The following is a 24,948-nucleotide window of genomic DNA, read 5'->3' on the forward strand; positions in this document are numbered from 1 at the left end:
GATCCGTCCACACCACGGTGGCAGGCGCCGTTCACACCACCCGGGTGAGCGGCGTGCGCGCCGCCCTGCTCGATAGGGTGGATCAGATGGGGCGACGCCCCATGAGGCACGCGTGCGCGCATCCGCGGGGAGTGTCGCGAGTACGCAGCGGGATCGTCGGTGGGCAACCACGGGCGAGGCTCGGTATCGATTCACGAGGAGCACGACGATGACGGATGGCACTCCCGACGAGACCTCGAACGAGGACCGGTCGCGGGCGGAACGTCCGGGACGCGCGGGTGCACCCCGCCGCGAGCGTCCGACCAGGGAGCGCCCGCGTCGCCGGCAGCGTCCTCGCGCGGCCACCCTGCCGCAGATCCTCGCGGCCGCCGTGGAGGCGAACGCCGACGGTGTGGCTCTCGTGTTCCGCGACGAGTCCGGCGCGACCACCGAGTGGACCTACCGCGAGCTCGACGCGGCGTCGTCGAAGCTGGCGCGCGAGCTGATCGCGCGCGGCATCGGCGCCGAGGACGTGGTGGCGCTGGCCGTCACGCGGTCCGCCGAGTCGATCCTGTCGATCTGGGCGGTCGCCAAGACCGGTGCGGCATACGTGCCGGTCGATCCGAAGTACCCCGCGGACCGCATCGAGTACATGCTCACCGATTCGGGGGCCACCCTCGGGATCACCACCACGGAGCACCGCGAGACCCTGCCGGAGGGAGTGGGCCCCAGCTGGCTCGTCCTGGGCGACGCCGACCTGGACGCCGCCGTCGACGCACGGTCCGCCGAGCCGGTCACCTACGCCGATCGCGTGCGGGTGCTCGGCCCCGCGAACACGGCCTACATGATCTACACGTCCGGATCGACGGGTCGACCCAAGGGCGTCGAGGTGACGCACGCCGGCCTCTCGAGCCTGGTCGCCGAGCAGCGTGAGCGCTTCGGTATCGACGCGTCCGCCCGCACCCTCGCCGTCGCGTCCCCGAGCTTTGACGCCTCGGTCTTCGAACTGCTCATGGCCGTGGGGTCCGGAGCGACGATGGTCGTCTCGCCGCCCGACGTCTTCGGTGGCGACGATCTGACGGCTCTGCTGCGCGAGCAGCGGGTGACCCATGCCGTCATCACCCCGTCCGTGCTGGCCTCGGTCACGCCGTCGGAGTTGCCCGACCTGCGGGTCGTGGTCACCGCCGGTGAGGCGTGCCCGCCGGAACTGGTGTCCCGCTTCGTGACCGACACCCGCCGCATGTTCAACGGCTTCGGTCCGACCGAGGCCACCATCATGACCAACTGCGCGGAGCTGTTCCCGGACGCGCCCGTCTCCATCGGCGGCGCGATCCGCGACTTCCGCACGCCCGTGCTCGACGGCCGCCTGCGCGACGTCCCGGCCGGTGTCGCCGGTGAGCTGTACGCGGCCGGCCCCGGTCTGGCCCGCGGGTATCACGGTCGGCCGTCGCTCACCGCGGAGCGTTTCGTCGCGGATCCCTTCGGTGAACCGGGTTCGCGCGTGTACCGCACCGGCGACCTCGCCCGCGTGCGCAGCGGCGGCGCGGTCGACTACCTGGGTCGCTCCGACTTCCAGGTGAAGGTCCGCGGGTTCCGCATCGAACTCGGCGAGATCGACGCCGCCCTGACGGCGCACCCGGACGTCCGCTTCGCCGCGGCGGCCGGTCATCAGCTGCCCGACGGCTCGACGGTGCTCGTGGCCTACGTGCAGCCCGAGCCGGGCCACGAGATCGACGTCGACGACGTCACGGCCTTCGTCGGCCGGAGCCTCACCGCGTACATGGTGCCGTCCGAGATCATCGTCATCGACGCCGTGCCCCTCACACCCGTCGGCAAGCTCGATCGCGCGGCGCTGCCGCAGCCGACCATCGGCACGTCGACGAAGGAGTACCGGGCTCCGGAGACCCGGACCGAGATCACGGTGTCCGAGGTGCTGGCGGACCTGTTGTCGGCCGAGCGCGTGGGTCTGGACGACACCTTCTTCGAACTCGGTGGCAACTCGCTGCTCGCGACCCAGGTGGTCGCCCGGATCAACCAGGCGGCGCAGTCCCGCATCGCGGTGCGGGACGTGTTCGAGGCGACCTCCGTCGCGGATCTCGCTGCGCGGGTGGATCTCTCGCTCGGTGCCCCGGAGCGGCCGCCGCTCGTGCGTCGTGATCGCTCGGGCGACCTGCCGCTGTCCTACGCCCAGCAGCGGATGTGGCTCACCAACCAGTACGACGTGACGTCGCCCGCGTACAACCAGCCTGTCGTGCTGCGGATGACGGGTGCGCTGGATCTCGAGGCGCTCGGCCACGCGTTCGAGGATCTCATCACGCGGCACGAGACGCTGCGCACCGTCTACCCGCAGACCGACAGTGGTCCGGTGCAGCGCATCGAGCCCGCGTCGTCGGTGTCGGTGGTGCTCGATCCGGAGCGGATCGACGAGAGCTCGGTGTACGAGCGACTGACCCCGGTGGTGCTCGACGGCTTCGACGTGTCGTCCTCGGTGCCCTTCCGTGCCAAGCTGTTCCAGATCGCGGACCAGGACTACGTCCTCGCCGTGGTCATGCACCACATCGCCAGTGACGGTGGATCGCTCGCCCCGCTGGTGCGCGACCTCACCACGGCCTACGTGGCGCGCAGCGCCGGTGCGGCTCCCGAGCTGCCCGAGCTCGAGGTGCAGTACGCGGACTACGCGATGTGGCACCGTGAGCTCCTCGGCGACGAGAGCGACCCGGAGTCGTTGAGCGCCAAGCAGATCGACTTCTGGACGCGCGCCCTCGCCGGCACTCCCGAGGTCATCGAACTCCCCACCGACCGGCCGCGACCGGCGCAGCCGTCGTCCCGCGGTGCGACGGTGCCGTTCCGACTCGAGTCGGACGTCGTCGAGGGTCTGAACGACCTCGCGCGACGCACCAACTCGACGCTGTTCATGGTGGTGCACGCCGCCCTGGCCGTGCTGCTCTCGCGCATGGCCGCGACCGACGACGTGTCCGTCGGCACGCAGATCGCGGGCCGCGGCGAGCAGGCGCTCGATCCGCTCGTCGGCATGTTCGGCAACACGCTGGTCCTGCGATCGCATCTGGAGCCGGGGGAGTCGTTCGAGGACTTCCTGCTCCGCACCCGCACCGCGGACCTCGATGCACTGGGCAACTCGGACCTGCCGCTGGACCGGCTGGTCGAGATCCTGCGACCCCAGCGCTCGCTCGCCTACGCGCCGCTGTTCCAGGTACTGCTCATGCTGCAGAACTTCGAACGCACCGAGATCGAGCTGCCCGACGTCACCATCGGTCTCCTCGACTCGGACGTGCCGGTCGCGAAGCTCGACCTGACGCTGACGCTCATGGAGCAGGTGAACCCCGACGGGTCGCCCGGTCCCATCGACGGATCGCTGCTGTACGCCACGGATCTGTTCGACGAACCCACCGCACGCACCATCGCGGAACGCTACGTCGGCATCCTCGCCGCCGTCGTGGCCGATTCCGCCACCGCCGTCGGCGATCTCCCGCTGACCACCTCCGGCGAGCAGACGCAGCTCGCCGCGCTGCGCGGCATCGACGCTCCGCTGCCCGCCGAGACCCTCGTCGACGCGTTCCGCCGCGGCGCCGCACAGGATCCGAGTCGGACCGCGCTCGTGTACGAGGGGACCTCTCTCACGTATGCCGAGTTCTCCACGCGGGTGAACCGGTTGGCACGGCACCTCGTCGCACTGGGGGTCGGTCCCGACGCCCGCGTGGCCGTCGGCATGCGCCGCTCGCTCGAGATGATGATCGGGATCTACGCGGTGCTCGAGGCCGGTGGCGCCTACGTGCCGGTGGATCCGGACCACCCGCACGAGCGCACCGAGTACGTCCTGTCCAGCGCCGCACCCGTCGTCGTGCTGACCACCACGCGCGATCACCGGGACCTGCCCGAGCACCACAACGTGATCGACGTCGACACGGTCGATCTCGCCGACGTGTCCGCGGAGCCGCTGACGGACGCGGAGCGGACGGGCACGCTCGTGCCGTCCAACATCGCCTACATCATCTACACATCGGGCTCGACCGGCCGCCCCAAGGGCGTGGCGGTCTCGCACCGCTCCGTCCTGAACCAGATGCTCTGGATGCACGAGACGTACGACCTCACGGTCGGCGACACGATGCTGCAGAAGACGCCGGTGACGTTCGACGCGTCGGTGTGGGAACTCTTCCTGCCCTTCCAGCTCGGCGCCACCCTCGTCGTCGCGCGTCCGGACGGCCACCTCGACGTGCAGTACCTGCTCGACCAGGCGCGCTCGCACGGCATCGCGATCCTCGAGTTCGTACCGTCCATGCTCGAGCTCTTCATGTCCGATGCCGGTCTGGCCCTGCCGGGATCGCTGCGCTACCTGTCGGTGGGCGGCGAGGCGTTGTCCGCCGATCTGGTGCGTCGGTTCGCGGCCTCGTCGGCCGCCGAGCTCGACAACACGTACGGCCCCACCGAGGCGACGGTCACGTCCACGCTGCACCGGACCACCGACGCCGACGTCCGTACCGTGCCCATCGGTCGCCCGATCCGTAACACCGGTGCGCGCGTGCTGGACTCGCGTCTGCACGACGTTCCGGTCGGTGTCCCGGGAGAGCTCTATCTCACGGGCGCGCAGCTGGCTCGTGGGTACTTCGGTCGGCCCGACCTCACCGCCGATCGCTTCGTCGCCGATCCCCGCACGACCGGTGAGCGGATGTACCGGACCGGCGACCTCGTCTCGGTCACCGCGTCGGGTGAGCTGGAGTTCCTCGGCCGCACCGACTTTCAGGTCAAGCTCCGTGGTCTGCGCATCGAGCTCGGCGAGATCGAGTCCGCTCTCACCGCGCACCCGGACGTGGCCCGCGCCGTGGCCATCGTGCACTCCGACGAGCGCACCGGCGAAGCTCTGGTGGCGTACATCGTGCCGGAGGCCGGGCGCGCACCGGAACTGGCGAGTGTCCTCGACCTGGTCGCCGAGCGCGTCCCCGCGTACATGGTGCCGTCACACCTGACGGTGCTCGACGAGATCCCGCTCAGCCCCAGCGGCAAGCTCGACCGCCGCGCTCTGCCCGAGCCCGTGGACGTGTCCGGACCGCGGGAGTACCGGGCTCCGGAGACGGTGTCCGAGAAGGTCGTCGCGGACGTCTTCTCCGCACTGCTCGATGCCCCGCGCGTCGGCATCGACGACTCGTTCTTCGAGCTCGGCGGCAACTCGCTGGTCGGCATGCGCGCCGTCGCGCGGGTCAACGAGGCGCTGTCCAGCTCCATCGGCGTCCGCGATCTGTTCGAGAAGCCCACGGTGGCCGCGCTCGCCGCCCGGATCGACGCCGCGGCACACACCGGCCGTACCCGGCCCGTGCTGGCGCCGAGGGAGCGCCCGGAGCGAATTCCGCTGTCGCTCGCGCAGTCCCGCATGTGGTTCGTCAACCAGTTCGACACCGAGTCGGCGGCCTACAACATCCCGCTCGTCATCACGCTGCGCGGTGCGCTCGACGTGGACGTGCTGCGCGCGGCCGTCGGCGACGTGCTCGAGCGCCACGAGTCTCTGCGTACGCTCTACCCGCAGGTGGACGGCACGCCGTACCAGGTGATCCTGCCCGCCGACCGGGTCGCCGGACAATTCGCCGTGACCGAGGTCGCCGCGGACGACGTGCAGGCGCGCGTCCTCGACATGGTGACCTCCGGCTTCGACGTCACCGCGGAGGTGCCGCTGCGCGGCGCACTGCTGCGGACGTCGGACACCGAGGCCGTGCTGGCGTTCGTCGTGCACCACGTCAGTGCCGACGGATTCTCGATGGGCCCGCTCGCCCGCGACGTCATGACCGCCTACGCGGCACGTCAGGCCGGCACGCCGGCGTGGTCCGAGAACGGCCCGCTTCGTCCGCTGACCGTGCAGTACGCCGACTTCTCCCTGTGGCAGCGCGAGATGCTGGGCTCCGAGTCCGACCCGGAATCACTGGCGTCGCAGCAGGAGTCGTACTGGGTGACGCAGCTCGACGATCTGCCGGAGGTGCTCACGCTCCCGTCGGACCGCCCGCGTCCCGCGGTGTCCACCGGGGCCGGGTCCGCGGTCCACCACACGATCGATGCCGAGATCCACACTCGCGCGGCAGACTTCGCACGCGCCCACGACGCGAGCCTCTTCATGGTCGTGCACAGTGCGCTCGCCGTCGTACTCGCCCGACTGTCGAACACCACCGACATCGCCGTCGGTGCCCCCATCGCCGGTCGCGGCGAGGAAGCGCTCGACGACCTCGTCGGCATGTTCGTCAACACGCTCGTGCTGCGCACGCATGTCTCGCCGCACGCCACGTTCACCGAGCTGCTGGCCGAGACGAAGACCGTGGACCTCGGCGCCTTCGGCAACGCGGACATCCCCTTCGAGCGGCTCGTCGAGGTCCTCGCTCCGGAGCGCTCGACATCGCACAACCCGCTCTTCCAGGTGGCGCTGGCGTTCCAGAACCTCGAGCGCACGACGTTCGAACTCGGCGGCCTCGAGGTCGCCCGGTACGACGCCGGCATCCACTCCGCGAAGTTCGACCTGTCCATCGAGATCACGGAAACGGTGGAGGACGGCGGGCAGGCCGGAGGCCGGTCGGGTGACGTACAGGCCGCGGGCATGACGATGGAGGTGACGTTCTCGACCGACCTGTTCGATGCGGAGACCGTCACGCTGTTCTGCGAGCGCTTCGAGCGCGTGCTGGCCGCGGCGATCGAGACGCCCGACCGCGCCGTCGGCGACATCCCACTGCTCGACTCCGAGGAGGCGGCGTCGTTGGCACCCGTCACCGGGGACGACGCGGTGGCGGAGCGGACGCTCGGCGACCTCCTCGTCGATGCCGTCGCGACCAACCCCGACGGTCCGGCGCTGGTCTTCGACTCCGCGGTCCTGTTCGACGGGACGTCGGTGTCCTACCGCGAACTCGGCGAGTTCTCGGCTCGACTCGCCCGAGTGTTGATCGACCGTGGCATCGGGGCCGGATCCGCCGTGGCGCTGTCGGTCCCGCGCTCCGCGGAGTCGGTCGCGTTGATGTGGGCGGTGACCCGTACGGGTGCGGCCTTCGTCCCGATCGACCCCAACTACCCGGCCGATCGCATCGAACACATGGTGACCGACTCGGGCGTCCGTGTCGGCCTGACGCTCGGCGTGCACCGGGCGTCCCTGCCCGGCGAGATCGACTGGCTCGTCGTCGATTCCGAGGAGATCCGGGCTCAGGTCTCGGCCGCTCCGGCGGATGCGATCACCGACGCCGACGGTCGGACGGCAGTCACGCCGGCCGACCGCGCGTACATCATCTACACCTCCGGTTCCACCGGTCTGCCCAAGGGCGTCTCGGTGTCCCATCGTGGACTGGCGAATCTCGCAGCCACCCAGGCGGAGACGTATCGGGTCGATCGGCACTCTCGGGTACTGCACTTCGCCTCTCCGAGCTTCGACGCCTCCCTGCTGGAAGTGCTGTTGTCGTTCTCGTCGTCCGCGGCGATGGTGGTCGCACCGACGTCGATCTACGGTGGAGAGGACTTCGCACAGTTCATCCGCCGACACGAGGTGACGCACGCGTTCATCACCCCGGCGGCGTTGACGTCGATGGATCACCAGGGCCTTCCGTCGCTGCAGACGGTGGCGGTGGGTGGAGAATCCTTCGATCGGAATCTCGTGGCTCGGTTCGCGCCGGGCCGTCGGATGTTGAACGCGTACGGCCCCACCGAGACCACGATCGTCTCGCACCTGGGCGGCCCGCTGAGTCCGGACGGCCCGGTGTCCATGGGTGGCCCGATCCGCGGCGGTCGTGCCATGGTGCTCGACAGTCGACTGGGCCCCGTTCCGGTCGGTGTTCCGGGTGAGCTCTACACCGCGGGACCCGGTGTGGCGCAGCACTACCACGAGCGCCGGGCACTCTCGTCCGAGCGCTTCGTCGCCGACCCGTACGGTCAGCCCGGAACCCGCATGTACCGGACCGGCGATGTCGTGCGCTGGTGGCGACGTCCGGGGACGGACGAGCTCGAACTCGAGTACGTCGGCCGAGGTGACTCGCAGATCAAGATCCGCGGGTTCCGCATCGAGCCCGGCGAGATCGACGCCGTCGTGTCCTCGCACCCCGAGGTGCAGTTCGCGCTGACCACGCCGTTCACCACGGCAGCGGGGGCGACGGTGCTGGTCACGTACGTCACGCTCACTCCCGGATCTCGTCTGCGGGAATCGGACGTCACCGAGTGGGCAGCGGAATCACTTCCCGCGCACATGGTCCCGTCCGCCGTGGTCGTCATGGGCGAGGTGCCGCTGGGTGCCACCGGCAAGGTCGACCGACGGGCTCTGCCGATGCCCGAGTTCGGTACCGACACCGACACCTACCGCGAGCCGGCCACAGAGACCGAGCGCGCGCTGGCAGCGGTCTTCGCCGACGTGCTCGGCGTCGATCGGGTCAGCGCGGACGACGACTTCTTCGCCCTGGGCGGCGACTCCATCGTCTCCATCCAGCTGGTATCGCGTGCTCGCGCCGCCGGACTGTCCCTCAGCCCGCGTGACGTCTTCGAGCGGCGCACCGTCGCCGCGCTGGCGGCCGTCGTGTCGTCGGGGGAGAACGCCGTCCGCATGCTGCCCGAGCTCGAAGGTGGCGGCGTCGGATCGCGTCCGCTGACCCCGGTGGAGCACTTCATGACCCGCCGCGGCGGCGCCTACGAGCGCTTCTCGCAGAGCGTCGTACTGGACCTGCCGACAGGTATCGACGAGGCCGAAATCACCGCGACACTGCAGGCCGTGCTGGACCGTCACGACATGTTCCGCGCGCGCCTCACCGGGTCGCTCGACGACGGCTTCGAGATCGTCACCGCGGCACCGGGTTCGGTGGACGCCGCGTCGCTGCTCACCCGAGTCGACGTCGATGCCGACGTCACGGGCGACGACCTCGAGAAGGTGGCCCGCACGGCACTCGACTCGGCACTGGACCGCCTCTCGACGGCCGACGGTCGTCTCGTGCAGTTCGTCTGGCTGGACCGGGGGCCGTCGACCGGCGGCCACCTCGTCGTCGCCGGCCATCACCTCGCCGTAGACGGTGTCTCGTGGCGCATCATCGTGCCGGACCTGGTCACCGCGTGGTTCGGCGTGTCTTCCGGGACCGAGCCGACTCTGCAACCGGTGGGCACGTCGATGCGTACCTGGGCGCACGCGCTCGTGGACCAGGCGCCGTCGCGTCGCTCGGAACTGCCGTTCTGGAGTTCCGTCGTGCGGTCCGAGGACGTACTGCTCGGCGACCGCGATCTCGACCCCGCCGTCGACGTGCAGGCCACGCTCGACAAGGTGCGCGTCACCGTTCCGGCGGACGTCACGACCGCCGTCGTCACCGCTCTGCCGCAGGTGTTCCGGGGCGGCGTGAACGACGGACTGTTGTCCGCACTGGCTCTGGCCGTGGCGAAGTGGCGCCGTGATTGCGGCACCGAGACGTCGTCGCTGCTGCTGCGCCTCGAGGGCCACGGCCGCGAGGAGGACGTGCTCGGTGACGCCGGACTCGCGGATCTGTCGCGGACCGTCGGCTGGTTCACGTCGATCTTCCCCGTGCTGCTCGACCTCACCGACGTCGACCTCGACGACGCGTTCGCCGGTGGCGCCGCGGCCGGCCGAGCTGTCAAGGTCGTCAAGGAACAGCTGCTCGCGGTGCCCGATCGCGGTATGGGCTACGGCATGCTGCGCTACCTCGACGAGACGGGACGCTCGGTTCTCGCGCGATCCGTCGGCCAGATCAGCTTCAACTACCTGGGCCGCCTGTCCGCGGGCGAGCTGCCCGAGGGTGCGGAGGGTCTGGGCTTCCTCCCGTCGTCCGACATCACCACCCTCGCGGACGTGCCTCTCGATGCCGACATGCCGGCGATCGCCGTGCTCGACATCAACGCAGTCCTCGCGGACGAGCAGCTCGGTGCCACGTTCGCCTTCCCCCGCGGCATCCTGTCGTCGGAGGACGTGTCCGCGCTCGGCACCTACTGGGTCGAGGCACTCACGGCGCTCGCTCAGCACGTCGGGAGCGGCGATGTCGGCGGCCTCACGCCGTCGGACGTACCGCTGGTGCCGTTGTCGCAGAAGGACATCGAGGTCTTCGAGAACGAGATGTCCGATGCCGGGTCCCATCTCGAGGACGTCTGGTCCCTTGCTCCGCTGCAGGCGGGTCTGCTGTTCCACTCGTCGATGCAGCCGGCCGGCGCTCCCGACGTCTACGTCATGCAGGTCGTGATGGACCTGACCGGCGACGTCGACCGGGACCGGTTCGTCGCCGCGGCCGGTGCGCTGCTCGCGCGCTACGACGGGCTGCGGACCTCGTTCCGCACCACCGCGGACGGTCGTGCGGTGCAACTGGTTCCGAGTTCCGCTGAGGTCCCGTGGGTCGACGTCGACCTGCGCGGCCACGACGACATCGAGGGCGACCTGCGCGTCGAGCTCGAGACCGAGCGGGACCGCCGGTTCGCGATGGACAGCGCGCCGCTGGTGCGCTTCCGGATGATCCGCACCGCCGACGACGCGGTCACGCTGTCGTTCATGGCGCACCACATCGTCATCGACGGATGGTCGATGCCGCTGGTGCTCAAGGATCTCCTCACGCTGTACGCGCTGCGCGGAGATGCGTCGCTGCTTCCCGAGGTCCGGTCCTACCGTTCCTTCCTGGAGTGGCTGTCGGTCCGCGACCGCGCCGTCTCGGTCAAGGCGTGGACCACGGCTTTCGCCGGGGCGGAAGAGCCGACACTGTTGTCGGGCATCACCGATACGTCCGGGGTCTCGACCGACACGGGTCGGGTCGAGGTCGTCATGGACGAGAAGGTCACGTCCGAGCTGACCGATCTGGGGTCGCGTCTCGGTGTCACGCTCAGCACGATCGTGCAGGCGGCGTGGGGCCTCGTGCTCGCGCGCCAGCTGGGCCGCGACGACGTCGCGTTCGGTGGGACGGTCTCCGGTCGCCCCGCCGACCTCGAGGGCGTCGAGACCATGGTCGGCCTGTTCATCAACACGCTGCCCGTCCGCGTGCGCATCGACGAGTCCGACAGCATCGAGTCCTTCCTGCTCCGGTTGCAGGAGGAGCAGACGGCGTTGCTCGACCACCACTACCTGGGGCTGGCGGACATCACCACCGCTGTCGGCCCGGGCGCGGTGTTCGACTCGATCACCGTTCTCGAGTCCTACCCGGTGGACGAGGAGGGCCTGAAGGCCGCCGCGTCCATCGACGGCATGGCCGTCACCGGCGCTCAGGTGCTCGACGCGACGCACTACCCGATCAACGTGGTCACGTTCGCGGACACGCAGATCCGCATGACGCTGCGCTACCTGCGCGACCTGTTCTCCGACGAGTACGTGTCCGCACTGGGCAGTCGCCTGCAGGCCGTGTTCGCGGCGTTCGCCACGTCACCGGGTGCACCCGTCGGCCGCATCGAGACGCTGCTCGCCGACGAGCGCACCGACCTGCTGTCGCGCCGCGGATCCGCCGACGTCGACGAGCGCACGCTCGTCCGGATCCTCGAGGACGCCGCGGATCACGCTCCCAGCAGACTCGCCGTCCGCCAGGGATCGGTGCAGTGGACGTACGAGGAGCTCGACGCTCGTGCCACGCGCCTCGCGCGCGTCCTCGTCGACGCGGGTGTCGGACCGGACGTCGTGGTGGCCGTGGCGGTTCCGCGGTCGCCCGAGTTCGTGCTCTGCGTCTGGGCGGTCGCCAAGGCGGGCGGTTACGTGGTGCCCGTCGACCCGGCACACCCTGCCGAGCGCATCGACTACATGGTGCACGACTCGACGGCGGCGCTCGGCATCACGACGGTCGCCGACCGCCCCGCCGACGTCGACGGGCTGCGGTGGCTCGTCCTCGACGACGAGCAGTTCGCGGCCGACGTCGACTCCCGCTCGCCCGAGCGCCTCACCGACGGTGAGCGTCTCGGCACAGTACGCATGAGCAACGCGGCGTACATGATCTACACGTCCGGATCGACCGGCCGTCCCAAGGGTGTCGTCGTCCCGCACACCGGTCTCGCCAATCTGGTCGCCGCACAGACGGACTCGCTGGGGATCGATCACGCGTCGATCATTCTGGCCGTGGCGTCGACGAGCTTCGACGCGTCGATCTTCGAGATCCTGCTGGCCGCCGGCAACGCGGTTCCGCTCGCACCGGCGCCCGCCGGGTTCTACGGCGGACCCGATCTGGCGCGCTTCGTCACCGACGAGGGTGTCACCCACATGGTGATCACGCCGTCCGCGCTGGCGACCGTCGAGCCGGACGCGGTGCCGTCCGTGCGCGCCGTCATGCCCGTCGGCGAGGCTCTTCCGCCGGATCTGATGGCGGCGTGGGCGACGTCCGGCCGCACCGTCGTCAACGGGTACGGACCCGCCGAGACGACGATCATGATCAACGCGTCGGTGCCCCTCTCCGCAGGCGATCCGATCACGGTGGGCGGTCCCAGCAAGGGCACTCGCGAGTACGTGCTGGACGGCCGACTGCGGCCCGTGCCCGTCGGCGTTTCCGGTGAGCTCTACGCCGGAGGTCCGGGTGTCGCGCGCGGCTACTTCGGCCGCCCGACGCTCACCTCCGAGCGCTTCGTCGCCGATCCGTACGGTCCCGCGGGGAGCCGTCTGTACCGCACCGGCGACGTGGTCCGCTGGACCGAGGCCGGCACCGTCGAGTACATCGGCCGCAGCGACTTCCAGGTCAAGATCCGGGGCCAGCGCATCGAGCTCGGCGAGATCGACGCCGCGCTCGCGGCGCACCCGGACGTGGACTTCGCCGTGACGGTCGGCCACCGATCCGTCGGTGGCGTCACCGATCTCGTGTCCTACGTCCTGCCGGCGGCGTCCCTGCTCGAGGCGGGCGCGACCCTGGACGTCGCGGCCGTGCACGCCTCCGTCAAGGAGAGCCTGCCCGCGCACATGGTGCCCGCGGTGATCATGCCGCTCACCTCCGTGCCGCTGAACCCGGTCGGCAAGCTCGACCGCGCCGCGTTGCCGGAGCCCACCCTGGTGCGGCAGCAGGCCGAGTACCGCGCCCCGGAGACGCCCGAGGACCAGGCCGTCGCCGAGGTGTTCGCCGATCTTCTCGGCGTGGAGCGGGTCGGTGTCGACGACAGCTTCTTCGATCTCGGCGGCAACTCGCTCGTGGCCACCCAGGCCGTCGCGCGTATCAACGCGGCACTGGACACCCACATCGGCGTGCGCGACATCTTCGACGCGTCGACCGTGGGCGAACTCGCGGCGCGCGCACTCTCGGGTGGAGTCGGTCGTCGCCCCGCGCTCGTCGCGGGCGAGCGGCCCGATCCGGTGCCGCTGTCGCTCGCACAGCGCCGCATGTGGTTCCTCAACCAGTTCGACACCAGCTCGCCCGCGTACAACATCCCGCTGGCGGTGCGCCTCACCGGCACGCTCGACGTCGCCGCGCTGGAGGAGGCCGTCCGCGACGTCCTCGCCCGGCACGAGACGCTGCGCACGGTGTACCCCGGGTCGGAAGAAGGTCCCTACCAGGTCATCCTGGGTGTGGACGACGTTCCCCTCGACCTGGCGCCACGTCCGGTCGAGACCGCCGGTGTGCCCGGCGCGTTGTTCGAGTTCATCGCGTCCGGGTTCGACGTCACTGCCGCCGTGCCCGTGCGCGGTCTGCTGCTCGAGGTCGTCGACCCGGCCGGCGACGCGGCGGAGTACGTGCTGTCCATCGTCGTGCACCACATCTCCGCGGACGGATTCTCGCTCGGCCCGCTGGCACGTGACGTCATGGTCGCCTACTCGGCGCGCGTCGCCGGAGCGATCCCGGAGTGGGCACCCCTGCCCGTGCAGTACGCCGACTACGCGCTGTGGCAGCGCGAGGTGCTGGGATCGGAGAGCGACCCGGAGTCGTTGACCGCCCAGCAGATCGCGTACTGGAAGCAGCAGCTCGCCGGTCTGGACGATCCGATCGAGCTGCCGACCGACAGGCCGCGACCCGCGGTGCAGTCCATGCTCGGCCACTCGGTGCAGTTCGCGCTGACCCCCGAGCAGACGGCCGGCCTGCGCGCCGTCGCCGCCTCGCGTCAGGGCACGGTGTTCATGGCCGTGCACGCGGCGTGGTCCGTGCTGCTCGGCGCCTTGTCCGGCTCGCGCGACATCGCCGTCGGAACCCCCATTGCCGGACGTGGTGAGCGCGAACTGGACGACATGGTCGGCATGTTCGTCAACACGCTGGCACTGCGTCTCGACGTCGACCCGGATGCGTCGTTCGCCGATCTGGTCGCGGCCGCGCGCTCGGTCGATCTGGCCGCGTTCGGTCATGCGGACGTGCCCTTCGAGCAGCTCGTCGAGGCCGTCGATCCGCGTCGATCCACCGCGTACCACCCGATCTTCCAGGTGGGCTTCTCGTTCCAGAACCTCGCGCCGGTGACGTTCGAGCTCCCCGACCTCACCGTCGGGGACGTCGGACTCGAGGCCGCGGTCTCGCAGTTCGATCTGCACCTCATCGTCAGTGAGGGAGCCGAGGACGGCTCGCTGCAGTCGGTGCTCACCTTCGCCGAGGCGCTGTTCGACCGCGCCACGGCCGAGTCGTTCACCGAGCGCTTCTGCCGCGTGGTCGACGCGCTGATCGCCCGTCCGGACGCACCGGTGCACACCGCGGACGTCCTGAGTGCGGACGAGCGTCGGTCGATCCTGGTGGACATCAACGACACTCGTGTCGTCGGCTCGCCCACCTCCGTCGCACGGATGTTCGCCGACCGCGTCGCCGAGCGTCCCGGCGTCGCGGCCCTGACCGAGGGTGACGTCTCACTCACGTACGGCGAGTTCGGCTCTCGCGTCGCACGTCTGGCGCGCAGGTTGCTCGCCGACGGCGTGCGGACCGGTGATCTCGTCGCCGTGGCGATGCCGCGGTCGACCGAGTCGATGGTCGCGATGTACGCGGTGGTCCAGGCCGGTGCGGCCTACCTGCCGATCGACCTCGACCACCCGGCCGAGCGCACGGAGTACGTGCTGGGTGATGCCCGGCCGTCGCTGATCCTGCTGGGCGGGCGAGCTCTGTCGGCGCCCTCGGACGTCCCGACGATCGACGTGCTCACGGCGGAGCTCTCGGAATTCTCCGACGCTCCCGTCACCGACGACGAGCGCAGCCGCCCGCTGTCGGCCGAGGACCCCGTGTACGTCATCTACACCTCGGGGTCGACCGGACGTCCCAAGGGCGTCGCGCTGCCGCATCGCGCAGTGGCGAACCAGCTCTGGTGGATCCAGAACGAGTTCGAACTCACGGCGGACGACGCGATGGTGCAGAAGACACCGTCCACGTTCGACCTGTCGGTGTGGGAGCTGTGGTGGCCGCTGACCGCGGGCGCCCGGTTGGTGATCGGTTCGCCCGAGGCGAACCGGGACCCCGCCGAACTCGCGCGACTGATGCGCGAGCAGAACGTCACCGTCGCCGACTTCGTGCCGTCGCTCCTCGGTGCGTTCGCCTCGGTGGCGTCGGCCGAGGACGTCGCGTCACTGCGAGCGGTCCTGTGCATCGGCGAGGCGCTGCCGCGCGATGTGGTCACCGCGTTCGGCCGACTGTCCGACGCTCCGGTGGTGAACCTCTACGGACCGACGGAGGCTGCGGTCTCGGTCACCGTGCACCACATCGCGTCCGACGAGACGGGTCCGGTGTCCATCGGTGGACCCGAGGCGAACGTGCAGGTCTACGTTCTCGATTCCCGACTGCGGCCGGTACCCGTCGGTGTCGCGGGTGAGCTCTACCTCGCGGGCGATCAGCTGGCGCTCGGCTACTTCGGCAACACCACCCTGACGGCGGAGCGCTTCGTCGCCGATCCGTTCGGGTCCGGCAGGCTCTACCGCACCGGTGACGCGGTCCGCTGGGTCACCCGCGGAGACGCGCGGGTGCTCGAGTTCGTCGCCCGCACCGACGACCAGGTCAAGGTGCGCGGTTTCCGTATCGAACTCGGCGAGGTCGAGGCCGCGCTGACCACCGCCGACGGTGTCGCCGCATCGGCCGCCACCGTCGCCCGTACCGCCGGCGGCGAGCTGCTGGTGGGCTACGTGGTGCCCGAGAAAGACGTCACCCTCGACGTCGACGCGGTGCGATCTGCTGCGGCCGAAGCGGTTCCGGGCTACATGGTTCCCGCGCGCATCGTGGTGATCGAGGAGTTGCCGCTGAGCGTCAACGGCAAGCTCGACCGTCGCCGGTTGCCGTCGATCGATCTGGACGTGGCGCGGGAGTACCGCGCGCCGTCCACCCCGGTCGAGGAGATCGTCGCCGCCGCGTACGCCGCGGTGCTCGGTGTCGAGCGAGTCGGCATGGACGACAACTTCTTCGAGCTCGGTGGCAACTCGCTGTCGGCGACGCAGGTGGTGGCGCGGGTCAACGCCCGGCTGAACACCCGCATCGGCATCCGCGAGATGTTCGAGTCGGCCGACGTCGCGACGTTCGCGGCGCGCGCCGAGTCGGCGTCGACGTCGGACACCCGTGCACCGCTGGTGCCCGTCGAACGTCCTGCCCACGTGCCACTCTCGCTCGCGCAGTCGCGCATGTGGTTCCTCAACCGTCTGGAGCCGGAGTCGTCCTCGTACAACATTCCGATCGCGGTGCGCTTCACAGGCGATCTGAACGTGGACGCGCTTCGCGATGCCATCGACGACGTCGTCGACCGACACGAGAGCCTCAGGACCGTGTATCCCGCCGACAGTGGGGCGCCCGAACAGGTCGTGCTGCCTGCAGGTCGAGGCGTCGACGTGACGGAGGTCGACCTGCGGACCGAGGACGACGCCGAGAGTGCGGTCGTTCGAATGGTCACGTCGATGGCCTCGACACCCTTCGACGTCACGACTGCTCCGCCGCTGCGGGTGGCGGTGCTCACCGTCGACTCGAGGTCGCACGTCCTGGTGGTCGTGGTGCACCACATCGCTGCGGACGGATTCAGTGCCGGTCCGCTCGCTCGTGACATCGCTGTCGCCTACGTCTCGAGAGCGCTGGGGAACAGTCCGACGTGGCAACCGCTCGATGTGCAGTACGTCGACTACACGCTGTGGCAGCGTGCTGTGTTGGGGGCGCCCGACGACCCGTCCTCGTTGTTGGCCTCGCAGGGTGTCTACTGGACATCTGTACTCGAGGGCCTCGTGGACGAGATCGGATTGCCCTTCGACCGTCCTCGCACTGCCACACCGTCGAACCGCGGCTCGACCGTGGACGTGCGAGTGGACGCCGGCACGGGATCGCGAGTGCGGGATCTGGCGCGGGCCGCCAATGCCACCCCGTTCATGGTCGTGCACGCAGCCCTCGCTGTGACTCTCCACCGTCTCACCGGGGAGAACGACGTGGCGATCGGCACTCCGTACGCGGGACGAGGCCTCGCCGAGCTGGATCAGATGATCGGCATGTTCGTGAACACACTCGTTCTGCGAACCGAGATGGCACCGTCGGCCACCTTCGCGGACGTTCTCGGTCACGCGAAGGAGCGTGCACTCGGTGCGTTCGCTCATGCCGACGTCCCGTTCGAGCAGGTGGTCGAGATGATGGACCTGCCCAGGGCCACGTCACGGCACCCTCTCTTCCAGGTCATGCTCGCGTTCCAGAACCTGAGGAACGAGCGCCTGACGCTCCCCGAGCTGTCGGTCGAGGGCCTCGAGATCGACCCTGGCATCGCCAAGTTCGACCTGCAATTGACCATGGCGGACGATCCCGACGGAATCGGTGGATATCTCGCACGGTTCATCTACGCCGTCGACCTGTTCGACGAGGAGACGGTCAGGCGTATCGCGGACGAGTTCACGAGCGTCCTCGACGCTGCGGTCGGCGATCCCACTGCCCGCATCGATTCCCTCATTGCTCCGTCCGAGGAGGACATCCGAACGGTCACCGCGTTCGGCGGGCTCGATCGTCGAGGATCGGGCGGTACAGAGACTCTGTTCGAACAGTTCCGTCGGACCGTGCTCGCCGCGCCTGACGACGTCGCAGTCTTCTGCGACGCCTCCGAGACCACACTGACCTACGGACAGCTCTCCGAGGAGATCGTCTCGGTGGCGTCCGAACTGATGGCTGCGGGAGTCGGCCCGGAATCGACGGTCGCGGTCGTCCTTCCACGATCGGCACGACAGCTCGTCGCGTTCCACGCCGTGGTGGCGGCCGGTGCTGCGTACGTTCCGGTGGACCCGAGTCACGCAGTGGACCGCAACGAGGTCCTGGTGCTGGACAGTGGCGCGCGCTACCTTCTCTCGGACCGAGAATCGATGAACGAGTCCGGACTGGATTCCGTCGCGGACGGGCGAACCCGTCTCGATCTCGATGCCATGTCCGGTACGGACGATGACACCGCGCTCGCTCAGGTTCTGCGGCGCCAGCGCGAGATCCACCCCTCGACGCCCGCCTACGTCATGTTCACCTCGGGATCGACCGGTCGTCCCAAAGGCGTCGTCGTGCCTCACGATGCTGTGTCGACCAGTATGGAATGGCGTCAGAACGAGTACTCGCTCGACGCGAGCGACGTCGTGTTCCACAAGACGCCGATGACCTTCGACGCATCAGTGAGGGAATTGTGGTGGCCGCTGCTGGTCGGCGCCCGGCTGGTGATCGCACGACCCGGTGGCCACCTCGACATGCGGTATCTCGCTGACGTCGTGGACGAACGACAGGTCACGGTGATGCACTTCGTTCCCTCGGTGCTGCGTCTCTTCGTCGACGCGATCGCGCCGGGGAGGTGCAGTTCACTTCGCCTGCTCGTCAGTGGAGGTGAGCGACTCCCGACCGATCTGGTGGCCTCGGTCGCGGCGCTCGGGATCGTGCGGCCGACCAACGAGTACGGTCCCACGGAGACGACACTGTCCGTTGCTCGGCACCGCTCGACGGGCTCCGAATCCGGTGCTGTCCCGATCGGTCCTCCCATGGGAACGACCGCGGCGACGGTGAGGAACACGACACTCCGACTGGTCGGACCCTCGGTGCACGGCGAGCTGTACCTCGCGGGACCTCAGCTCGCACGTGGATACGCCTCGCGGCCCGGCGACACCGCCACCAGGTTCGTTGCCGATCCGAGCGGCACTCCGGGCTCGCGCATGTACCGCACGGGCGATGTCGTGCGGTGGGACGGTGAGGGTGAGCTGATCTACTCGGGCCGAACCGACGATCAGGTCAAGGTCAACGGTGTCAGAGTGGAACTGGGTGAGGTGGAGTCTGCTCTGCGCGGTCTCGACGGCATCACCGATGCCGCGGTCGTGGTGCGGAGAACCGGTGGGCGCAGTCGTCTACTGGGCTACGTCGTGTCCAGTGAGCCGAACCCGGACGAGACCGAGATGAGACGACGGTTGTCGGAGACGGTCCCGGACTTCCTTGTCCCTGCCCGGATAGTCGCGCTCGATGCATTGCCGCTGAACGCCAGTGGCAAGGTCGACAGGCGGGCACTCCCGGAGCCGACCACGCAGAGGTTCGCGTCGCGGGAGCCACGCGACGAGCTCGAGCGCCGGATCTGCGCTGCGATGGCCGATGTTCTCGAATCCGACGCCGTCGGTCCGGACGACAGCTTCTTCGGCTTGGGAGGAAACTCGCTGGGCGTCATGGAGCTCACCGCAGCACTCCGACGCGACCTCGGCGTGGAGATTCCGCTGCGGCAGATCTTCCTGGGTCCGACTCCGGCCGACATCGCCGATCACATCCGCAGCGTCGGCGACGGCTCGACCACCGCGTCGACCACGGGGCTGCAGGACATGTTGGGAGTCGTGCTGCCACTTGCCGGCGGGGAAGAGCGACCGGTCTTCTGCGTGCACCCTGTGTCCGGTCTGTCCTGGAGCTTCGGGGCTCTCGCACCCCACCTCGACGAGGTTCCGCTGTACGGACTGCAGCCGCCCGGCCTACTCGACGTCGACGCTCAGGCAACTTCTGTCGCGGCCTTGGCCCGGACCTACGTCGACGCCATGCTCTCCGTGCAGACCGAGGGCCCGTACCGTCTGCTCGGGTGGTCACTCGGTGGCAGGATCGCCCACGAGATGGCTGTTCAGCTGCAACAGCGTGGCGCGGTCGTCGAGTCGTTGGTGATGCTGGACTCCTACGCCCACTCGCTGGACACGACGAACGACGCCGAGGACGCGGATCATCTGACCGATTTCCTGGCTGCATCCGGGCTCGTCGACGGGTCCCTGACAGCACCCGACGATGTCGCGTCCGCGTCCGAGTCGGCCGATGCCCTGGTCGACTATCTCTCGACGAGCACAGCTCTCGCGGGACAGGTGGATCCGCAGATCATTCGGAATGTGATCACGACGGCGACCGTCAACGGTGCGCTGGGTGCCGAGCATCATCCGGGTAGGTACCACGGTGAGATCGTGATGTTCTCAGCAGTGGAAGGGCGTGGGGACGAAGCGGGTCCGGCTGCATCGTGGGAGCCGTTCGCGGACGTGGTCACGGACATACCCGTCGATGTGAGCCACTGGCAGATGACGAGCGACCGAGCCCTGACGATCATCGGCCCCGCACTCAGGGACGTGTTCGTCCGCCGGTGACGGCGACGCCGTTCGTCGGTCCGCGTGCGGAGGCCGACGAACGGCGTGACCAGGTCGAGCCCGAGGTCAGCTGGCCAGCGAGTTCAGCGAGTGTTGCGCTTCCTCGATCAGCGCGCAGTAGCGGTCGGGGTCGGTCAGCATCGAGGCATCGGCCGTGATGGTCAGTGCCAACGTGTCACCGAGGGTGCCCGCGTGGTGGCACAAGCCGAATCCGTCCACGATCGGCATGGGTGTGAAGATTCCGAACGCCGGCCTGCCGAGCAGTTCGAGCCGGCTGTCGCCGTGCATCATGTTCGACAGAACGGTGTTCGACGCGACGTTGACGGGCGTGGCGCGGTTGCGAGATTGCAATGACATGAAAACTTTGACGACGATCGGCGGGATCACGTCGATGGAACGCCTCCGCGCAGACTGCGTCTTCTTCGCGATGCCGGCTTTCGCCATGGCCGTCGACCGCTGAATGGCAGCGAGGCGTTTTCGCACGTCGGACACGTCCGAATGCAGAGACACCGTGAGGAACGACGCGCGGTTGGCCGACTCGGTCCCGTCGAGCGCGATCGGCACAGTGGAGCCCAGCGAACCCTCAGGACGCTCCCCGATCTCCTCGAGATAGCGTTGCATCGCACCCGACACTATGCCCAGGAGAACGTCGTTGGTCGTGCTGCCGGGCACGGCGGCTCTGGACCGTTTGATGTCGTCGACGTCGAACCACATCACACGGCAGACGGTGCCGCGATCGGTGCGGCCGTCGAAGCGTGTCGCCGGATGTGTCGGGCGTCCTTCTTCCGACGCGTCACCGTCCTTGCGTTCGAGAAGGTAGCGGCGCACGTACTTGAGCAGTCCGTAAGGCAACGTGACCGCGTTCTTGAGAGAGGTCGGTACCCGCTCCGCGGCATGATGTCCCCACGTCTCGTCCTCACGACGGGGGAGCGAGACGTCGTCACCGAAGATCGTCTTCAGAGCGTCCGCCAGACCCAGGCCGTCCATGATCGAGTGGTGAACCTTGACCAGGGCGAAGCACGCGCCGTCCGGGACACCCTGGATGTGGGATGTGCCGGTCAGGAACCTGATCTCCCACGTGCGCTCCGAGAGGTTCATACGCTCGTTCATCATCGACGTGACCGCGTTCTCGATGGGCGCCCAACCGGGTTCGCTCACCTGCGTCACGGACAACCCTGCCGCGTGGTCGGGCCTCGGCGAGTCGATCCAGAACGAATCTCCCAGGTCCCACCGCGATCGACGCAGGACGCGTCGGAATTGGGGAACGGTCTCGATGCGAGGAACCAGCCACTCGGCGATCGTTCCGAGGTCGAGCGTGTCGGCCTCGGTGCCCGGATGGGGATGAAAGACCACGACCTCGACGAGATTGGCAACCATTCGTTCGCTCTCCGCGAGAATGTTCACAGCGTCTCGGGGATGCAGACGAACGCCACGAGGGCGAGAGATCAATGAGGTCATCGACGGGATCGACCGTCCTTTCAGGTGCCGCACGTTCGGTGACGCCGCAAGGGCGGGGCGACGTCGCGTGGCGTTCTGCACCATCGGGCACGGCGTCACCCGTTACTTGTCGACCCTACCGAGTGTCGATCATTCGCCGTTCAGGCAGAGATCGACCGGGTGCGGAGCGAGGCCGCCACACGATCGCGGGTCCGGTGCCGGTCACTGGAAAGAGGGCCGTCCGGGTGTCCGACGAGTCGTGAACCCGCGCTTCACCGGTCGAAGACCACGAGAACCGGCTCGAAAAAAACGTCCAGCTCGTGAAAAAAGTGACACACATCACATCAGACGTGCCGAGTCAGGTGGGGCTCCCTGCGGCCTTTCGATAGCCGCGAATTGCAGGTCCGAGGAACAGCACGAGCAGCGCTACGGCGAATACCACACTCTGGATCGCGGGAGACTGCAGTGGGCCGCCTAGTGTCAGCGCCTTCATGGTGTCGACCGACGTCGATATCGGATTGTGCTCCACGACCGGCCGAAGGGACGGTGGATAAGCATTGGTGGGCACGAAGCCGGAATTGAAGAACATCAATATGGTGAACGTCATTCCGACCACTTCCACGAGGGGGAGCGTGCTCGACGAGATGGCCAGGAAGGTGACGAACACCGCGAATGCAGTTCCGAACATGAGCGGAACACCCATCGAGAGAATTCCGGCAGCAATTCCTTGATCGAACCGGAAGCCGAGAGCGAATCCCACTGCGTAGATGAGGCAGGTCGTCAGTACGACGCGAAGCGCCTCGGCCATCAGGCGTCCGACCAGGCCCGCGGCTCGATGTGTCGGCAAAGTGTAGAAACGTCCCAGGAGACCGGCCTTGCGCTCGCGTCGCAGTCCGATGGCGCTGGCGAGAGAACCGCTCATGGCGGCGACGAGAGCGATCAAGGGAACGGTGCCGAAAATGGCGTCGACTCCAGTGGCCTGCGTCACAGAATTTCCGAGCACCGTACGCAGCATGAGCAGGAAGAGCACCGGATAGATGACCGCCTGGATGATCGTGCCCGGATCACGCCGCCAGCGTGTCAGGAGGCGTCCGCAGTGAAGACCGCTCTGCAGCAGCAACGCAGCAATGCTGCGTTCGCTGGGGGCAGCGTCGGGTTCCGGAAGATGGCGGAGGGTCAGTGCCGAATCGGTCGTTCTCGCGTCCGTCATGACCGTCTCACGCTCGCCCACACTGCCAGAGGAATCAGAACGGCGATCAGACCAAGAGCCCAGATCACGGCGGGCAGCAAGGTCGCCCACACCACACCCGTGTCGGCGAGGTCGCGCATCGCGCCGGCGAAGATGGATATGGGTTGGTTGCGTACGAACGGCCTGATCCACTCCGGAAAGCCTGTTTCGGGAACGAACCCGGACGACAACATGCCCAGAATCAATTGCGGCAGCGTCAGGGCCTGGCTGGTGGCCTCTGGGCTGCGCGACAGCGATCCGATGGCGTCGCCACCCGTCGACAGTGCGAATCCGACGAGGAGCGCGAAGGCGAAGAACGCCGCCGCGGATGCGAGGCCGCCCGAGAAACGGAAGCCGATGAGCGTGCCGTAGAGGATTGCTGCCACCAGTGACACGAAAGCGTGGACGAAGTTCGCCGTGGACCGCGCGAGGAGCGGTACCCAGAGTTTGATGGGCATCGTCTGTAGACGCGAGGTCATTCCCGAGGTGCCCTCCATCGCGGCGCGCTGTGCGGCGGAGATCGCGGTGAAAGCCATTGTCTGCAAGCAGATGATCGGCATGAGGAATTGGGCGTAATCGATGCCCTGAAGCTGCATGACGAATTTGAGCGGCAGGTAGAACCCAGCGGTGTAGACCGCGGGAGCAATGATCGCGACCAGAAGATGTCCGGATTTGACCATGTGTCGCAGGTTGCGCTCGGAGAGACTCGCCCACTGGTTGAACGCCGTGGGCTCCACCGCGCGATGAGACGCGCGCGTCTCGTCGCGCGCAGACAGGACGCCGGTCACCGAGATCCCGCCTGATGTTCGACAGGAGGCTGTTGGGTGGTCTCGGACGCGCCGGTACCGGTGAGTGAGAGGAAGACGTCGTCGAGGGAGGGTTTACGGAATGCGATGTCCTCGACGGCGATCCCAGCGATCTCGAGTCGACGAAGCGCTTCGCTCAAGACGGTCGGCCCGTCGTCGGCCGGCAGGGACACGACCGGAGCGTCGGAAGAATTGGCCGCTGCGATCGTCGGATTGAGCCCCTGGAACGAGCGGACAGCGCTGTCGAGGTCGGCGACGCTGTCCAGTGTGATCTCGACCGTCTTCGCTCCGATGCGACTCTTGAGCTGATCGGCGCTTCCCTGGGCGATGACGCGGCCGGTGTCGATGACGATGATGTCGTCGCTCAACAGGTCCGCCTCTTCGAGATACTGAGTGGTGAGCAACGTCGTGATCCCCTGGTCGCGCAGCGATGACACGAGAGACCACACAGCTTTGCGGCTGCGGGGATCCAGGCCGGTGGTGGGCTCGTCGAGGAACACGACCTTGGGCCTCACGACGAGTCCGCACGCGATGTCGATCCGTCGGCGCATGCCCCCCGAGTACTCGGAGACCCGACGGTCCGCGGCGTCCTCGAGGTCGAAGTCCACGAGCAGGTCCACGGCACGGCTACGCGCTGACCTGCGCGTGAGGCCCATGAGGCGGCCGAACAGGTGGAGGTTCTCGCGACCGGTCAGCGAATCGTCGAGCGCCGCGTACTGACCGGTCATGAGAATGGACCGACGGACTGCCGCCGGGTCGCGAGACACGTCGTGACCGGCCACCATCGCTCGCCCGCTGTCGATGCGGGTCAGAGTGGACAAGATCTTCACCATGGTGGTCTTACCGGCGCCGTTGGGGCCGAGTATGCCGAGGATCGAACCTTCGGGGACGGAGAAATTGATGCCTTGGAGGGCATTGACCGATCCGAAGGACTTGTGTACGTCCTCCACGGATACGGCGGTGTCCACTTGCGGCATTCGATCTCCATTGTCGGCGCTCGGGTGTCGATCACTGACTATGACATCTTCGTCAGCGGTTCGAACGTTACCCGGCGCACTCGCTGTCCCTTCAGGACA

At 68.4% G+C, this 24,948-nt stretch carries 5 protein-coding genes; 1 reads left to right on the plus strand and 4 read right to left on the minus strand.

Annotation, left to right across the window (positions count from 1 at the left end):
* Positions 1 to 208: 208 nt before the first annotated feature.
* Positions 209 to 20,401, plus strand: coding sequence for a non-ribosomal peptide synthetase (locus QRN16_RS01615; RefSeq protein WP_285184394.1), 20,193 nt, complete (start codon positions 209 to 211; stop codon positions 20,399 to 20,401).
* A 66-nt stretch (positions 20,402 to 20,467) separates the two neighbouring features.
* Here the strand turns inward: QRN16_RS01615 and QRN16_RS01620 are convergent, their stop codons facing one another.
* From QRN16_RS01620 to QRN16_RS01635, 4 genes are all read right to left on the minus strand, one after another.
* Complete coding sequence (locus tag QRN16_RS01620; RefSeq protein ID WP_350310198.1) at positions 20,468 to 21,943, minus strand: WS/DGAT domain-containing protein; 1,476 nt, start codon at positions 21,941 to 21,943, stop codon at positions 20,468 to 20,470.
* A gap of 253 nt (positions 21,944 to 22,196) precedes the next feature.
* The gene (locus QRN16_RS01625) at positions 22,197 to 23,048 is read right to left on the minus strand and encodes an ABC transporter permease (protein ID WP_222639575.1); all 852 of its coding nucleotides are present in this window, start codon (positions 23,046 to 23,048) and stop codon (positions 22,197 to 22,199) included.
* On the minus strand, positions 23,045 to 23,860 hold the full coding sequence (locus tag QRN16_RS01630; RefSeq protein WP_374197830.1) for an ABC transporter permease: 816 nt from the start codon (positions 23,858 to 23,860) through the stop codon (positions 23,045 to 23,047). The genes QRN16_RS01625 and QRN16_RS01630 overlap by 4 nt, the downstream gene beginning before the upstream one ends.
* Positions 23,851 to 24,849 (minus strand): ATP-binding cassette domain-containing protein, encoded by a 999-nt coding sequence (locus tag QRN16_RS01635; protein ID WP_285184397.1) that lies wholly within the window; start codon positions 24,847 to 24,849, stop codon positions 23,851 to 23,853. Before QRN16_RS01635 ends, QRN16_RS01630 begins: the two co-directional genes overlap by 10 nt.
* Between the last annotated feature and the right edge of the window lie 99 nt (positions 24,850 to 24,948).

The sequence above is a fragment of the Rhodococcus sp. MEB041 genome (assembly GCF_030208955.1).
Lineage (GTDB): Bacteria > Actinomycetota > Actinomycetes > Mycobacteriales > Mycobacteriaceae > Rhodococcoides.

Excerpts from the sequence above, each read along its gene's own strand:
- QRN16_RS01620 (WP_350310198.1), bottom strand. The coding sequence starts at position 21,943 with ATGGTGCAGAACGCCACGCGACGTCGCCCCGCCCTTGCGGCGTCACCG.
- QRN16_RS01615 (WP_285184394.1), top strand. The coding sequence starts at position 209 with ATGACGGATGGCACTCCCGACGAGACCTCGAACGAGGACCGGTCGCGG.
- QRN16_RS01625 (WP_222639575.1), bottom strand. The coding sequence starts at position 23,048 with ATGACGGACGCGAGAACGACCGATTCGGCACTGACCCTCCGCCATCTT.
- QRN16_RS01635 (WP_285184397.1), bottom strand. The coding sequence starts at position 24,849 with ATGCCGCAAGTGGACACCGCCGTATCCGTGGAGGACGTACACAAGTCC.